This is a genomic window from Brevibacillus sp. (genome assembly GCF_003521185.1).
In the GTDB taxonomy this organism is placed as follows: Bacteria; Bacillota; Bacilli; order Brevibacillales; family Brevibacillaceae; genus Brevibacillus; species Brevibacillus parabrevis.
On sequence record NZ_DOTK01000089.1, the window covers coordinates 111960 to 125404 of the forward strand.

General features: G+C 52.1%; 12 protein-coding genes and 1 riboswitch. Of the genes, 11 read left to right on the forward strand and 1 reads right to left on the reverse strand.

Translation table 11 applies throughout. The features are described 5' to 3' along the window. The first annotated feature begins 300 nt into the window (after positions 1-300). On the forward strand, positions 301-2214 hold the full coding sequence (gene thrS / locus DEP07_RS26260) for a threonine--tRNA ligase (RefSeq protein ID WP_122963126.1): 1914 nt from the start codon (positions 301-303) through the stop codon (positions 2212-2214). Between the two features lie 89 nt (positions 2215-2303). Here the strand turns inward: thrS and DEP07_RS26265 are convergent, their stop codons facing one another. Next, positions 2304-4034: a methyl-accepting chemotaxis protein gene (locus DEP07_RS26265; RefSeq protein WP_281869045.1), complete on the reverse strand. Its 1731-nt coding sequence runs from the start codon at positions 4032-4034 to the stop codon at positions 2304-2306. 148 nt (positions 4035-4182) lie between these two features. Then, positions 4183-4265, reverse strand: a riboswitch (cyclic di-GMP riboswitch). A 188-nt stretch (positions 4266-4453) separates the two neighbouring features. Here DEP07_RS26265 and moaA point away from each other — a divergent pair. From moaA to ilvC, 10 genes are all read left to right on the forward strand, one after another. Next, entirely contained in the window at positions 4454-5479 is a 1026-nt protein-coding gene (gene moaA, locus DEP07_RS26270) for a GTP 3',8-cyclase MoaA (RefSeq protein WP_287103233.1), read from the forward strand. 262 nt (positions 5480-5741) lie between these two features. Beyond that, a complete protein-coding gene (gene infC / locus DEP07_RS26275; protein ID WP_005829338.1) occupies positions 5742-6245 on the forward strand; it encodes a translation initiation factor IF-3 in 504 nt (167 codons plus the stop codon). Between the two features lie 30 nt (positions 6246-6275). After that, entirely contained in the window at positions 6276-6473 is a 198-nt protein-coding gene (gene rpmI, locus DEP07_RS26280; RefSeq protein WP_012685334.1) for a 50S ribosomal protein L35, read from the forward strand. Between the two features lie 91 nt (positions 6474-6564). Further along, a complete protein-coding gene (rplT, locus tag DEP07_RS26285) occupies positions 6565-6924 on the forward strand; it encodes a 50S ribosomal protein L20 (RefSeq protein ID WP_063228701.1) in 360 nt (119 codons plus the stop codon). 270 nt (positions 6925-7194) lie between these two features. Then, complete coding sequence (locus tag DEP07_RS26290) at positions 7195-7428, forward strand: hypothetical protein (protein ID WP_173596209.1); 234 nt, start codon at positions 7195-7197, stop codon at positions 7426-7428. Between the two features lie 154 nt (positions 7429-7582). Further along, complete coding sequence (locus tag DEP07_RS26295; protein ID WP_217021942.1) at positions 7583-8284, forward strand: phosphoadenylyl-sulfate reductase; 702 nt, start codon at positions 7583-7585, stop codon at positions 8282-8284. 22 nt (positions 8285-8306) lie between these two features. Then, on the forward strand, positions 8307-9458 hold the full coding sequence (gene sat / locus DEP07_RS26300) for a sulfate adenylyltransferase (RefSeq protein WP_287103234.1): 1152 nt from the start codon (positions 8307-8309) through the stop codon (positions 9456-9458). A gap of 607 nt (positions 9459-10065) precedes the next feature. Then, positions 10066-11802, forward strand: coding sequence for a biosynthetic-type acetolactate synthase large subunit (gene ilvB, locus DEP07_RS26305; RefSeq protein ID WP_173596212.1), 1737 nt, complete (start codon positions 10066-10068; stop codon positions 11800-11802). A 1-nt stretch (position 11803) separates the two neighbouring features. Further along, positions 11804-12310, forward strand: coding sequence for an acetolactate synthase small subunit (gene ilvN / locus DEP07_RS26310; protein WP_063228706.1), 507 nt, complete (start codon positions 11804-11806; stop codon positions 12308-12310). Positions 12311-12367: 57 nt separating this feature from the next. Then, positions 12368-13390: a ketol-acid reductoisomerase gene (gene ilvC, locus DEP07_RS26315; RefSeq protein WP_122963131.1), complete on the forward strand. Its 1023-nt coding sequence runs from the start codon at positions 12368-12370 to the stop codon at positions 13388-13390. The last annotated feature ends 55 nt before the right edge of the window (positions 13391-13445 follow it).

A 13445-nucleotide genomic window follows, 5' to 3' on the forward strand; every position in this document is an offset into this window, starting at 1 on the left:
ACGATGAGAAGGACATGGACGATATGAAGATCGCTCTAGAGAGGCGGGCCTAGGCTGGGAGCTTGCTGCGAGATCATATGGATCTACCCCCTTCGAGTAGCAGCCGGGAACGAAGCGCGTTTGCTTCCACTATCGGTTTGCCGGTTCCCATACCGTTATCATGTCATGAGGAGTCTGTTTCGGTGTTCCTTTTTATGCAAACAGACTTGAACTAGGGTGGTACCGCGAGAATGCACTCGTCCCTTTTTGGGATGGGTGTTTTTTATTTTCTCAAAAACAAACAGGAAGGAAGAATCCAAGGTGGCACAAATTAACGTAACATTCCCAGATGGCGCAGTTCGTCAGTATGATGCTGGGATCACCATCGAAGAGATCGCAGGCTCGATTAGCGCAAGCCTGAAGAAAAAAGCAGTAGCCGGTAAAAAAGACGGCAAAGTGGTGGATTTGTACACGCCACTTGAGGATGATGCAGCGATTGAAATCGTCACTCTCGATACACCGGACGGATTGGAAGTATATCGCCACAGTACCGCTCACTTGCTCGCCCAGGCTGTACGCCGCATCTACGGCAGCGAAGTGAAATTCGGTATCGGTCCCGTGATTGAGGATGGCTTCTACTACGATATGGATATTCCGGTAGCACTCTCGCCAGAGGATTTGGGCAAGATCGAAGCCGAAATGGAAAAAATCGTGAAAGAAGATTTGCCGATTCGCCGCAGAGTGGTGAGCCGCGATGAGGCGATTCGAATCTTCTCCGATCTGAACGATCACCTCAAGCTGGAACTGATTCGCGATCTGCCAGACGAGGCTACCATTACTTTGTACGAGCAGGGCGAGTTTTTCGACCTCTGTCGCGGCCCGCACTTGCCATCGACTGGCTTCATCAAGGCGTTCAAGCTGATGAGTGTAGCAGGCGCATACTGGCGCGGAAAAGCGGAAAACCAGGTGCTGCAACGCGTATACGGTACAGCTTGGCCGAAAAAAGCCGACATGGATGAATATCTGCACTTCATCGAAGAGGCGAGAAAACGCGATCACCGCAAACTGGGCAAAGAGCTGGGATTGTTCATGTTCTCCGAAGAAGCTCCAGGCATGCCGTTCTACCTGCCATACGGCTTCACTGTCCGCAACGAGCTGGAGCAATTCTCCCGCCGCCTGCAGCAGTTGGCGCAGTACACAGAGGTGCGCTCTCCGTTCCTCATGAACGAGCGTCTCTGGAAAGAGTCCGGCCACTGGGATCACTACAAGGAAAACATGTACTTCTCCGAGGTCGAGCACGCGACTTATGCGCTGAAGCCGATGAACTGCCCTGGACACATGCTGATTTACAAAAATGCGATGCACTCCTATCGCGACCTGCCAATCCGCTACTCCGAATTTGGTCAGGTGCACCGCCACGAGTATTCCGGCGCGCTGAACGGCATGCTTCGCGTTCGGACTTTCTGCCAGGATGACGCGCACGCCTTCGTTCGTCCTGACCAGATCCAGAACGAAATCAAGAGCATGATTCAACTGATCGATAAAATTTACAACGTCTTCGGCTTCGAATACAGCGTAGCGCTCTCGACTCGTCCAGAGGATTCCATGGGCTCCGACGAACTGTGGGAAACTGCGGAAAGCTCCTTGAAAAAGGTGCTGGAAGACTTGGAAATGCCTTACGAGATCAAAGAAGGCGACGGCGCTTTCTACGGTCCGAAGATCGACTTCCAAATTACCGACGCGTTGAAACGCCGCCACCAATGCGGAACGATCCAGCTCGACTTCCAGATGCCAGAGAAGTTTGACCTGACTTATATTGGCCAGGACAACGAGAAGCACCGTCCGGTTGTCTTGCACCGTGCGATGTACGGCTCGATGGAGCGCTTCATCGGCATCCTGATCGAGCACTATGCCGGGGCGTTCCCAGTATGGCTGACCCCGGTTCAGGCTCGCCTGATGAACATCAGCGAGGTACACATTCCTTATGCCGAGCAAGTCAAAGAAAAACTGCAACAAGCAGGAATCCGCGTGGAGCTGGATGCGCGCAACGAAAAAATCGGCTACAAAATCCGCGAAGCGCAAGTGCAAAAAATCCCGTACATGCTGGTCATCGGTGAAAAAGAGATGGCTGACGGCACACTGTCTGTTCGCAGACGCGGCGTAGGCGACGAAGGTGCCATGACTGTGGATGCCTTCGTGGAAAAAATCCGCGCTGAAATCAACGAAATGAAGTAAAAACAACAAAACGGTCATGAAAAAGGGCAGTCTCTTCCGCGATGAAGAGAACTGCCCTTTTTGCTTTTTTCGTGATTCGTGAAAGGAAATTACAGAGCGGATTCCAGGCGGGACAACAGGGAGACGACCTCGCTCGATGCCTCCTGGAGCAAGAGATACGTTTGCTGCGCTCCCGCCAGATCTTGAGCCTGGTACTGCTCGACGGCTTGCTTGGCGTAAGCATGAACCATCCGGTGCGGCTCCTCAAGCTTTTTGAAGATCGGATTGTTTCGCACTTGGGCAGACAACTCGCCATAGTACCAGTTCCCGAGACGGCATGTGTGGTGGGAGCCCATTTCGCTTGCGTTCAAGTGCTCCAAGCCCAAAAACATGTTGTAAATTTTCCATTTCCACAGAAGATGGTCGGTTTTTGCCACGCGGACGATGTCTTTCGAGCTGAGCTTGACGTTGATCGTAAAGAATGTTTTGCGGTAATCGTCCATTTTTCGGCTCAATTCCAAAATCAGCTGGGCCGTATCCTTGGCGATTTCCTGCGAATGCGCGCTCAAGTCAAAGATCGTGGAGTTGCGGCGGGCAATGTCCGTTACGGAAGAAGCCTGCTCCTCGGTCATGGCGGCAATTTGCGAGGTCGATTGGCTGATTTCCTGCATCGCGGTCACAATTTTGTTCAAGGCGACGTCAGCGTATTGGGCCTCACTCACACAGCGCTCAACCAGTTTGCCTGTATCGTCCATTTGCTGGGTCACCTGATTGGAGACATGCTGCAACGATGCCATATTGGTTGTAATTTGGCTGATTTGTTCTTTTGTATGCTCGGCCAATTTGCGAACTTCCGAGGCGACAACCGCGAAGCCGCGCCCCTGGTCGCCTGCCCGCGCAGCCTCGATACTGGCGTTGAGGGCGAGCAGATTCGTTTGCTCGGCGATTTCCCGAATAATATGCACGACATCCTGGGTCTGGTGAATCTCCTGATCGAGCTTGTTGACGCGGCCCATGACCTCTTCGAAGACGCGCCCGACTTGGCGGATGTCTCCCAGCGCGGCATTGATGATCTGCCTGCTCTGTTCTGCGGAGTGGACGGCATCGTCCGTTCCTTCCGCCACCTTGATAGCGTGGTTGGCCACTTCCTGAATGGAAGCGCTCATTTCTTCCGTAGCTGCTGTCACGCTGTGGCTTTCCTCAATTTGTTCGTCCATGCCCGAGATGAGCTGTTTGGTCGTATCGAGCTGTGTCATATGATTCAACATGTCGGAGATGCCGAACAAAAATGATTTGAACGTCTCTTCCATATATACTTCCACGATCAGTTGCTGATCGAACGCTGCCAGTTTTTGGACGGATGTGACCATTTGCATCATTTGATGCGGCTGATGGCTCCATTTTTCCATCAAGATCGATGTCATGATCTGAATCAACATATGATGAGCGGAGATAAAATGATCGGCTGTCAGATGAATGCGGCTGTGAACTTGTCCAATCACAATTCTCGTCTTCACGTATTCGTAATCCACATTCGCCTGCAGAAACTGTTCAAGATACAACTCCAATGTGTGTTTCAATTTTCCTAGTGTTGAGTGGTCGAGAATCAGTTTTTGCAATTGATCAACAGCCGTGATTGCGCCGTAAAATTGGTCGACAATCTTCGCTTTAAAGGGCGAAAGCGTTTCGGCAGCATTTTTGACATGGGCGAGCGTGTCTTGATCCACCCCTAAAAAGGACAAGCGCTCCTTTACTCGTTCTCCTACTTGATCGATGTCAGTCGTGTGAGAGGATTTTACGTACTCTGTCCATGGCTTTGTTTTCTTCGTAAAAAATGGCATGCAGACCTCCGGATTCTTTGCTTTTCTCTTTTTTAGTCGTTCGCTTCAAAACGGGGGAAGAGAGCATACGTCAATGGTGCTTTGGTGAGTGAATTGGCGATAGTGGACACGACAAATGTTCTGGGATAAAATAAACCGACCCTACAGCAATAATAGGGTCGGTTGCACTACTCACTCCCAGCCATTCAAGTGCCCACATACAAATCGCTGATCATCGCTTCCACTTTCAGTTATACAATTTCACAATATATAGTCATATTAGCTTATATTAATTGAAAAAGGGAATAGCAAAAATGAGCTATTTACACTTTCAAGCAAAATATTATGGTTTTGCATAGGAACAACCAGGCGAAAGTGCAGGAAAGCTATTACGCCCGATCGTGGATATGATACGCTAGGAAAAAGGAGAGTGACAGCCAATGCCAGAGCAGTCGCCACTCGTTGATACACGAAATCGCCCTCTCCGCGATTTGCGTATTTCCGTGACAGACAAATGCAATTTTCGTTGCAGATACTGCATGCCTGCGGAAATTTTTGGACCGGACTTTGAGTTTTTGCCGCAGCACAAGCTGCTTTCATTTGAAGAGATTGTTCGCCTGACCGACATTTTCGCCTCGCTTGGCGTCCAGAAAATCAGAATTACAGGTGGAGAGCCGCTCATGCGCAGAGGCTTGCCTGTGTTAATTGAAATGATAAAAAAAGTAGCAGGTATTCACGACATCGCTATGACCACCAACGGTTCGTTGCTCGTCCGCCACGCGCAGGCTCTGAAGGAAGCAGGACTTGACCGCGTGACAGTCAGTCTCGACAGTCTGGACAACGAGCGGTTCGGCACATTGAACGGCAGGGGCTATCCGGTAGAAGCCGTGCTGGACGGCATACGGGCGGCGGCTGAAGCAGGTCTTGGCGTGAAAATCAACATGGTCGTGCAGCGGGGAGTGAATGACCAAGATATTTTGCCGATGGCCAAATACTTCCGCGAGCAGGGGCATACTTTGCGCTTCATTGAATTTATGGATGTCGGAAACTCCAATGGCTGGAAGCTGGATCAGGTCGTGCCGTCCAGCGAAATCGTCGGCATGATTCACCAGGAGATGCCGCTTGTTCCGATCGAGGCAAATTACTTCGGGGAGGTCGCTTCGCGCTATCGCTACGAGGACGGGGATCAGGAGATCGGGCTGATTTCTTCTGTGACGCAAGCTTTTTGCTCCACCTGTACCCGCGCCAGGCTGTCCGCAGAGGGCAAAATGTACAACTGCTTGTTCGCTTCTGCGGGAGAAGACTTGCGCGAGCCGCTGCGAAACGGAGCGAGCGACGATGAGATCAGAGCGCAGATTCAGACGATCTGGAGCAAGCGCGATGAACGATATTCAGAAGAGCGGCTGGATGAGACGCCTGGCCTCGTAAAACGTCCCAAGGTGGAAATGTCGCACATTGGAGGATAGTGTGTGATAAGCCTTGACAAAGACAACTCTAACCTGTATCATGAATTGAGTGTATAAACACTTCATACTTCGAGAACAAGCAGAGGCGCCCAGCTTCTCACCTGCGTCGACGTCTTCCACGACTGTTGACAGGTAACTCTTATGCAAAGATCCTTGGATCTGATGAAATTGCTTAGGTGAGATATGTGCGGGCGCAGATGCGTTCGCACATTTTTGTTCCTTCTCGAAATTGACGGAGGTGGCAAGTATTAGCAAGGATCAAATGTTAATCAACGAAGCGATCCGTGCCCGTGAAGTCCGTTTGATCGGTGCTGACGGGAGCCAATTGGGAGTCGTACCTTTTAGGGAAGCGTTGCGCATTGCCCAGGAAGCCGAACTGGATCTGGTAAACGTTGCTCCTACAGCCAAACCGCCTGTTTGCCGTATCATGGACTATGGAAAGTTCAAGTACGAGCAGGCGAAAAAGGAGAAAGAAGCGCGGAAAAACCAGAAGATCATCGAGCTGAAAGAAGTGCGTTTTTCGTCCAACATCGAGGAACACGATTTTCAAACCAAGCTTCGCAACGTCCGCAAGTTCTTGGAGGATCATCACAAGGTGAAGTGTACGATCCGTTTCCGTGGACGTGAAATCACCCACTCCGAAATCGGCCTTGGCGTTATGGAACGTGTGGCTGCCCAGTGTGAAGATCTCGCTACGCCTGAGCGTAAACCGAAGATCGAGGGCCGCAGCATGATCATGATTCTGGCTCCGAAAGCGGAAAAGTAAGATAGTAGTTTAGACAGGAGGATTTTTCAGATGCCTAAAATGAAAACCAACAAGGCTGCTGCGAAACGTTTCAAAAAGACTGGAAGCGGCCAATTGAAGCGCGACCGCGCATTTGGTAGCCACTTGTTCGCTAACAAATCGACGAAAGCGAAGCGCCACCTGCGCAAAGCTGCACTCGTTTCCAAAGGCGATCAAAAACGTATTGAGCAAATGCTCACTTACCTGTAAGTTTTTGTATCACTACACACATTACGCAGCATGAGCTCCCTAAGCGCCTAGCAGTAGGCCGCCATGCTGGAAAGACCAGGAGGAGTTTAGTATGCCAAGAGTAAAAGGTGGCATTGTTACACGCCGTCGTCATAAGAAAATCTTGAAGCTGGCGAAAGGATACTTCGGTTCCAAACATCGCCTGTTTAAATCCGCTAATGCGCAGGTAATGAAATCCCTGCTTTATGCATACCGTGATCGTCGTCAAAAGAAACGCGACTTCCGCAAACTGTGGATCACTCGTATCAACGCGCAAGCTCGCTTGAACGGTCTGTCCTACAGCCGTCTGATGCATGGCCTGAAAGTGGCTGGCATCGAAGTGAACCGCAAAATGCTGGCTGATCTGGCTGTTAACGACAAAGCTGCTTTCAACGAACTGGCAACAGTTGCAAAAGGCAAGCTGAACGCTTAATCAGCTGCATCACGAGCCGACCTTTTCCCCGTGGGGAGAGGGTCGGTTTTTTTGCGTATAAAGGTCTTTCCCTTTTTCCATCCGCAAGACAGCAAGTATCGGCAAAAAGCAGCCAAACGGCTTTTGCCGCCAAAAAATGGGCGTGGGACGTAGAAGAACTTCCGTCTCAGGTTGGAGAGAAAAACAATCTTCCGTCCGTGTCGGAGGGACTGCCTCCTGCCATACAATAAAAAGTGTCAAAGGAAAACATTGGATAGGGAGAGATCATATATGAAAAAACAAAAATGGATGATGATGATGGGTGCTACGGCGGTTGTTTGTTCGGCGTTGTTCGTTCCGGGAGCATTTGCCAAAGAAAAAGACGATGTCTATGTAGCACCGGTCGTTTTCACGAAAGGCGCACCTCTTGTGCAAAACGTGGATCAGGTCAAAAATACGATTCCTACCAGCAGCACATTTATTATCCCGCCTGCCAAAGAAGACGTGAAAGTAGAAAAGAAATAACAGCGAAATACCGCGAGAAGCGATCAGGCATAATGTCTGGTCGCTTCGTTCATTTTGGCGTGGCCGATGCAGTTTTGTCGGCAGGACGAATCTCCACTTCCGGATTTTCAACATATGATGGTGGGTGAATCCTAGCAGGAAGGGAGTTTCGCTGATGAGCAATCGCCAGAGGATGGCGGATGAGGAATTGCAGGTATGGGCATACCGGATGGAAGCCAAATTGCCACAGGACGTGCTGGTTCTGGCGGTAGAAAACTTTGCAGGCAATCTCGTCCTCGCCTCAAGCTTTGGTGCCGAAGATGTAGTGCTGATCGACATGCTGCATAAACTGGCGCCGACCATACCTGTCTTTTATCTCGATACGAACAAGCATTTTGCCGAAACCTACGAGACGCGGGACAAACTGCAAGAGCGTTACCAGACCAAGTTTATCCAGGTGTTGCCACAGATGACGCTGGCTGAGCAGGAAGAGAAGCATGGAGCGAAATTATGGGAAACGGACCCGAATCTTTGCTGCCAAATTCGCAAGGTAGAGCCATTGCAGCGGGTTTTGTCCGGCTACGACGCGTGGATTACAGGAATACGCCGCGATCAGGCGCCGACACGCGCCCATGCGAAAAAAGTGGAGTGGGATGACAAATTCAATCTGGTGAAGTTTAATCCGCTTGCGGACTGGACGATGGATCAGGTGTGGGAATATATACATGCAAATCAGGTCCCTTACAATCCGCTGCATGATCGCCACTATCCGAGCATTGGCTGCAGTGTGTGCACCCGGCCTGTCCTCCCGGGGCAAGATCCGCGTGCAGGGCGCTGGGCCGGCTTTGACAAGACCGAGTGCGGTCTGCACAAGTAGGAGAGGAAGAGGGGGAGTTGGCATGCAAACGATCTTGCCGCACGGCGGAACGCTCATCAATCGGCTGGTGAACCAGGCGGAAGCGGCAGACAACGCAGGTGTCAAAAAAGTGATCACGATAGACGAATGGACCTTGTCCGATCTCGATTGTTTGGCGATTGGCGCCTTTTCGCCGCTGACAGGCTTTATGAACGAGGCAGACTACCGCTCTGTCGTCGAGACGATGCGGCTCGCAGACGGGACAGTGTGGCCTTTGCCGGTAACACTTGCTGTCGATCCGCTCGCGCATGCGGACATTCAGCCGGGAGACAGGGTGTTGTTGCGCGGGGAGGATGGGGAGGATTATGCGGTTCTTCACGTGCAAAGCTGCTATGAGCCGGACAAGGAACGGGAAGCGAGACAAGTATTTCGCACGGCCGATCAGGCGCATCCGGGCGTGAAAAAGCTTGCCCAGAAGCCGGGCCTGTATGTGGGCGGCCCTGTGCAAGTGCTGAAAAGACCGAGGCCAAAGCGTTTTGCCGAGTATTATTTGACGCCGCAAGAAACGCGAGAAAGCTTTGCCAGACAAGGCTGGAAAACGGTGGTCGGCTTTCAGACGAGAAATCCCGTCCACCGGGCGCACGAGTACATCCAGAAAGCGGCGATGGAAATCGTTGACGGGCTGTTTCTCAACCCGTTGATGGGGGAGACGAAGTCGGACGATATCGATTCGCAAGTGAGAATGAAAAGCTATCTCGCCCTGCTGGAAAATTACTATCCGAAACAGCGCGTGCTGCTCGCCGCCTTTCCGGCAGCCATGCGTTATGCGGGGCCGAGAGAGGCGGTTTTTCACGCGCTCGTCCGCAAAAACTACGGCTGCACGCACTTCATCGTAGGCCGCGATCATGCAGGAGTCGGCGATTACTACGGGACGTATGACGCGCAGCACATCTTTTCTGCGTTTGAGCCAGGCGAGCTGGGTATCCAGCTTTTGTTTTTCGAACACAGCTTTTACTGCACGGCTTGCCAGGGGATGGCGACCGCGAAGACTTGCCCGCATGACGCGAGCTTGCACCTGACGCTTTCCGGGACAAAAGTGCGCGAATTGCTGCGCAGCGGCAAGACTCCGCCCCCGGAATTTACCCGCCCGGAAATCGCCAGCATTTTGATCGAGGGTCTGCGCGAACAGAGATAAACGTGTTCCCAAAACAGGGGGAAGGGACGGCAGTGCCGTTCCGTTTCCTTGTCCAAAACGGGGACAAGCCGGAACAAAAATGTATCCGCTTTCACGCAAAAACCGCGCCGTTCCGCCATTTTCTATTGAGCACTCGTTCGGACGAAAGTCTAGTAAAATCTTTTTGTTTTCGTTGACACCCCAAAAGTGCCTAGCTATAATCAGACGTAACACTTTATTTTCTGACAACAACAATATTAGAAATATTGTTATAATAGCAGGCTATGACGAGGATGGTGCACGTCTCCCCTTTTACAGAGAGCCCTGATTGCTGAGAAACGGGTATCGGGTACGTTGCATTGCTCACCTCCGAGCTGTTTTGCTGAAATGTGCGTAAAATCACATAGTAGGCAAAACCGATTAACACCCGTTAGCGTGTTACAGTCCGCATTTATTGTGACTGGCTGAGATCGGCTGACCGTGAGGCGCCGATAAAGTTGGGTGGTACCGCGAACCCTTTCGCCCCAAAAGACATGGAAATCGAACCGTGTCGGGGCGAAAGGGTTTTTCTATGTGTCTATAGGTATTGTTTATAGGTACCTGTTGAGAAGTGGGAGGAGGAGAGGAAATGAGTGTTGAAATGGCCGAATTGCAGAAAAAGAACGGCATGCCACCGATCCAGTTCGGTGAGGAAGTGACAGGAGCAGAAACGCTTCTGCGCTGTTTGATCCTGGAGCAGGTCGAGTACATTTTCGGCTATCCAGGCGGAGCGGTTCTCCCGATCTACGATTCCTTGTACGGGAGCTACTTCAAGCACATTTTGACTCGCCATGAGCAAGGCGCTATCCACGCTGCTGACGGATATGCCCGCGCCACTGGCAAACCGGGCGTATGTATCGCCACTTCCGGGCCGGGGGCGACCAACCTCGTAACGGGAATTGCGACAGCCCAGATGGACTCGGTTCCGCTGGTGTGCATCACCGGAAACGTAGCCCAGTCGTTGATCGGAACAGACGCGTTCCAGGAAGCGAACATTACAGGGATCACGATCCCGATTACAAAGCACAGCTACTTCGTCCGCGATATCCGCGATCTGCCGCGCATCGTGAAGGAAGCGTTCCACATCGCAACGACAGGACGTCCGGGTCCGGTGCTCATCGATATTCCAAAAGATGTGGCGAATGCGACAGCGCCGTTCACCTACCCGGACAAAGTCGAGATTCGCGGCTACCGCGACACGCTCGTGCCGACAGACGAAGAAGTGCAAACATTTGTTACCGCGATTGGCGAAGCGAAGCGCCCGGTCATTTTGGCAGGCGGCGGCATCATCGCCTCGAAAGCCGAAGCAGAGCTGCTCGCTTTTGCCGAAAAGGCTCGCATCCCTGTCATCAACACTTTCATGGGTCTTGGCGGTTTCCCTGGAACGCACGAATTGGCGCTCGCCATGCCGGGCATGCACGGAAACTACACCGCCAACCAGGCGCTGCTGAACGCAGACTGTGTCATCGGGCTGGGCGCGCGTTTCGATGACCGGATCACGATGGGCCGCACAAAAGAATTTGCGCCGAAAGCTCGCATCGTTCACGTCGACATCGATCCGGCAGAGCTGGGCAAAAACGTGGAAACAGCCGTAACGGTGGCTGGAGATGTCAAAAGCACCCTGGCCAAAGCGATTCCGGTTGCCCGCACTTGCGATTCCGAAGCGTGGATCAGCCAGTTGAAAGAATGGCAAGCCCAGTATCCGTACAAGTACAAAAAAGACGGCGACGTGCTGAAGCCGCAAGCAGTCATCGAGCTTCTGTACAGCTCCACAGATGGGGAAGCGATCGTCACAACAGACGTTGGACAACACCAGATGTGGACAGCACAATACTACAAGTTCAAGCATCCGCGCTCGTTTATCTCTTCCGGTGGCCTCGGCACGATGGGCTTCGGCTTCCCGGCAGCGATCGGCGCACAGATCGCGCATCCTGATCGCACAGTAATTTCAGTGGTTGGCGATGGCGGCTTCCAGATGACAAACCAGGAGCTGGCGATTGTCTCCCAGTACAACATTCCGGTGAAAGTCGCGATTGTGAACAACCAGTGCTTGGGGATGGTTCGCCAATGGCAGGAATTGTTCTACGACAATCGTTACAGCCAAATCGATCTGACGTGCAGCCCGGATTTCGTCAAACTGGCGGAAGCGTACGGAGTCAAAGGATTGCGTGCAACCACACCAGAGGAAGCGGAAGCGGTTTGGGCAGAGGCGCTCAAGCATGATGGGCCAGTCGTAGTGGACTTCCGCGTCGCGCAGGAAGAAAACGTATATCCGATGGTAGCGTCAGGCGACACATTAGATCAGATGGAATTGGGGGACGATTAGGATGCAACAACATACCATCGCCGTACTCGTCAACGATCACCCCGGCGTTTTGACCCGAGTCGCTACCTTGTTCGGGCAGCGCGGCTATAACATCGACAGCATCACGGTGGGCGGAACAGAAGAACAAGGTCTGTCCCGGATGATTATTACCACAGGCGCAGATGACCGTCAGATCCAACAACTGATGAAGCAACTGCAAAAACTGATCGATGTCATCTCGGTGACGAACCTCAGCGAAAATCCTTATGTTTCCAGAGAGCTGGCGCTGATCAAGGTAAGTGCTTCGCCAAGCCAGCTGGCAGAGCTGAACGGGATCGTCGAGCCGTTCCGCGCCGCGATCGTCGATGTCGGGCCGACTTCGCTGATCGTGCAAGTGACGGGTGACACCGAAAAAATCGACGCGCTGCTTGTCCTTTTGCAAAGCTATGGGGTACTCGAACTGACCCGCACCGGATCAGTAGCGATGGCGCGCAGTATTGTTCCAGCAACAGCCGCAGCAACGGTTTAAATTGCAAAATTCAGAATAGAAATTCAAACTAAACGATATTTCAGGGAGGCTACACAAATGGTAAAAATGTATTATGAAGCGGACGTAAACAAAGAGGTACTGCGTGGCAAAACAATTGCGATCATCGGCTACGGCAGCCAAGGCCATGCGCAAGCACAAAACCTACGCGACAGCGGTTATAAAGTAGTAGTAGGTCTGCGCCCCGGGAAATCCTGGGATGTAGCGGCTAAAGACGGCTTTGAAGTTTTGACGGTAGCAGAAGCAACCAAGCGCGCTGATGTTGTGCAAATCTTGATGCCAGACGAGCGCCAGGCGCAAGTGTACCGCGACGAGATCGCGCCAAACCTGAAATCCGGCGCAGCACTGTGCTTCTCCCACGGCTTCAACATCCACTATGCGCAAATCGTGCCGCCAGCAGACGTTGACGTCATCATGTCCGCTCCGAAAAGCCCTGGTCACCTCGTTCGCCGCGTATACCAAGAAGGCTTCGGCGTACCTGGTCTGATCGCGATCTATCAGGATGCGACTGGCAATGCGAAAGACCTCGCTCTGGCCTACTCCAGCGGAATCGGTTGCACCAAAGCAGGCGTAATCGAAACAACCTTCCGTGAAGAGACAGAAACAGACCTGTTCGGTGAGCAAGCGGTATTGTGTGGCGGAGCAAGCGAGCTGGTAAAAGCAGGATTCGATACGCTGGTAGAAGCAGGGTACGCCCCTGAGATCGCCTACTTCGAGTGCTTGCATGAGCTGAAGCTGATCGTCGACCTGATGTACGAGGGCGGTCTGGCTCGCATGCGCTACTCGATCAGTGACACAGCGGAATACGGTGACTACAGCACAGGCCGCCGCATCATCACAGACGAGACTCGCAAAGAAATGAAAAAAGTGCTGGCTGAAATCCAAGACGGTACTTTCGCTCGCAACTGGATCTTGGAAAACCAAGCGAACCGCCCTGGCTTCACTTCCCGCCGCCGTCTGGAAGCAGAACACGGCATCGAAGTAGTAGGTCAACAACTGCGCGGCATGATGTCTTGGCTGAACAAAGACACGAAAAAAGAAGAAGCGAAAATCGGTCAATAAGGATCGTTACAAAGAGACATATATAATGTAGGAAAAAATGTGGAGGTGAAAAGTT